This window comes from Streptomyces sp. OfavH-34-F (assembly GCF_022347745.1).
Classification (GTDB): Bacteria; Actinomycetota; Actinomycetes; order Streptomycetales; family Streptomycetaceae; genus Streptomyces.
Map to the genome: position 1 here is coordinate 1 of NZ_JAKRGC010000515.1, position 2788 is coordinate 2788.

The 2788-nt window shown below is 78.2% G+C and carries 1 protein-coding gene and 1 pseudogene; one reads left to right on the plus strand and one right to left on the minus strand.

All coding sequences use genetic code 11. The features are described 5' to 3' along the window. The coding region (locus MHW47_RS34210; RefSeq protein ID WP_239227736.1) for a helicase-associated domain-containing protein at positions 1–2038 on the minus strand (2038 nt) is incomplete at its 3' end. Positions 2039–2123: 85 nt separating this feature from the next. Between MHW47_RS34210 and MHW47_RS34215 the strand changes: the two are divergent. Then, positions 2124–2788, plus strand: a pseudogene (locus MHW47_RS34215) (hypothetical protein); the annotation flags it as partial.

A 2788-nucleotide genomic window follows, 5' to 3' on the forward strand; every position in this document is an offset into this window, starting at 1 on the left:
GGGTGATCAGGACGTCCCCGTCGGCGGACTCCGCGGCGGGCGCGTACCCCATCTCGCGCAGCCCGTCGAGGAGCGACGCGGGGTCGGCCCCGGCCGCCAGCACCGTCGGCGCGATCCGCCGCAGCCGCAGCGCGGCGGCCCGCTTGTCGGCCAGGATCTCGCCGAGCACCGTCTCGTCGTCGCAGCGCACGTACGAGGAGGCGGCCCCGATCCGCAGGCGGCCGTGGCGGCGGGCCACGTCGTCGATGAGGTAGCTGAGCGGCTGCGGCACCGGCGTCCGGCTGTGCGTGGCGAGGAAGGCGTGCAGGTCGGCCGCGGTCTTCCCGGCGTCCAGGGCGCGGCGCACCGAGCCGGGCGTGAAGCGGTACACCGTCGCCCCGCCCTTGGACTCGACGTCCGCGAGGGTGCCCAGCAGGTCGGCGAGCGGGCGCTCCAGCGGTCCCGGCGCGACGGCGGTCAGGTCGGCCTGGAGCAGGACGTGGTCCAGGGGCTCGGGCAGCAGCGGGGCGAGCAGGGCGGCGGCCTTGGCGGGCCCGGCGGTGAGCAGGGCGCGGGTGTGCGAGGCGAGGGCGCCGCGCCCGGTGATGCCCAGAAGCTCCGACTCGTTGAGCGTCCACAGGGCGATCCGGGACCGCAGGTCCGAGCCGTCGCCGGGGGCGGTCCCGCGCAGCGGGCGTTCCCAGCGGAGCCGGGCGAGCAGGCTCTCCGGGTCGGGCGCGGTGCCGTCCGGCAGCTCGTCGAGGAGGGTGAGGACCCGGCGGCGCACCTCCGGCGCGGCGGACCGGTCCAGGTCGGGGCCGAGCGCGGACAGCGCCCGGCCCTTCGCGTCCTGGCCGCCGACCAGGCCGGAGGTGCGGGTCGCGGCGAGCCAGGCGGTGGCGAGGGAGGCCCAGCGCTCCTGGGCGGGCAGGTCCAGCCACTCGTCGGAGGCGGGCGTCGGCGCGTACCGCTCGTCGGCCTCGCCGTCCGAGGCCAGCAGCCCGGCCCCGTACGCCAGTTCCACCCAGAACGCGGCCAGCGGCTCGGAGACGTCCAGCGCGGTGGCGGTCCTGCGCAGCTCGCGGACGCTGAGCCCGCCCGCGCGCAGGACGGGCGGCCCGCCGCCGTTCCACAGCTTCAGCAGCTCCTCGACGGTGGACACGGCGAGGTACGCCTGCCCGGCCGCCGCGCTGTCCACAGCCTGTGGATCGCGTTCGGCGACGGCGGTCACGGCCGGCGGCCGGGGCTCGGGCACCCGGTGCGCGCGCCCGGCCCGCAGGTGGAGCGCCGCCTCGCGGGGCAGGACGACGGTCCGGGTCGAGACGGGCAGCAGCAGCCCCCGGTCGCGCAGCCACCGCACGGGCGGCGTCGGGTTCGGCGTGACCTCCCCGTACGGCGGCCCCCACACCAGCCGGTCCAGCACCGCCAGGGCCTCCATGGGGGCGGTGTCCAGCAGCTCGCCCATCCGGGCCCGGTCGGTGAACAGCGCGGTCAGGGCGGTCACCGCGGACACCGGGTCGTGCGTGGCGGGCAGCCCGGCGGCGGCCAGGATCTCCTGGAGCCGGCCCGGCGACATGCCCGCGGTGGCCTCGGCGACGGTCGGGCCGAGACCGGTCGGGGAGGGGTGCTGCGGGGACGGGGACAGCAGCTCCCGCGCCGTGCGGACCAGCCGCAACCGGTCGTCGTCGCCCCACACCAGGGCCTGCTCGCGCAGGGTGCCGAGCGCGCCGGGCAGCGCGGCGGCGATGGCGGCGCCCGCGTCGTCGCGCTGCTCGCCGTCGTCCTGCCCGTCGCCGGTCAGCAGCCCGAGCAGCGTTCCGTACGGGGCGGGGTCGGGGGCCACCGCCAGCGCCTCGGCGGTCTGCAGGGCGAACCGGTCCAGATGCTCCAGGGCCCGCACCACGGAGGCGCGGGTGGCCGCGCGGGTGGCGAGCTGGGTGATGTCGCCCGGTACGGGGGAGAGGAGGTCGGGCCGCGCCCGCAGCAGCCCGGCCAGTGACTCGTCGTCCCGGGCGCGCAGCGCCTCGGCGAGCGTCCGCGGTGGTGTGGTCGTCCCCATCCGCCCCACGGTAGTCGCTCCGGAGTGCCCCGAGGGCGCTACCTTCGGTGCAGGCCGGCAGCGCGGAACCGAGGGGAAGCATCGCGTGGGGATCGAGAGCGAGCAGCTGGTCCACGACTATCTGAGCCGGGTCGGGGACCTCGCCCTGCAGCAACAGCTGTCGTCGGGCGACCGGATGCGGCTGGTGGCGGACCTCCGCGCCGAGATCGACCGGCAGCGCAGCGCCCAGGCGGCGCACACGCCGGGCCAGGTGCGGCGCATCATCGGCAGGCTCGGCACGCCCGACGAACTCGTCGCGGAAGCGGCGCGCGCCGGCCTGCGGAAGGCGCCGGAGGCGCCCGGGGAGGCGGGGGCGCCGGACATCCCCGCACCGCGCGCCGAGGACGGCCCGCACCGGGCGGGCACGGAGGAATTGGGCCCGGATGGCGGCGAGCCGGACTGGTGGCGTGTCGAACCGGGCCCCTTCGGCGAGACGGGCCCTCCCGGCGAGGCGGGCCCCTTCGGCGCGGCCGGTCCGTTCGGCGAGACCGGCCCCGGCGCGTTCGGTGAGTTCGGCCCCGGTACGGAGGTGGCGGGCTTCCGGGGAGGCGTGGAGATCCCGGAGCTGCTGCGCCCGCCGAAGGAGGAACCGGAGCCGGACGAGGCGGACGAGGAGCCGGCCCCGGACGAGGCCGGGGACGAGGCGACGGGAGACGCTTCCCCGGCGAAGCCGCGCCGCCGCCTGCCGAAGCTCCGCCGCGCCCGCGGCGG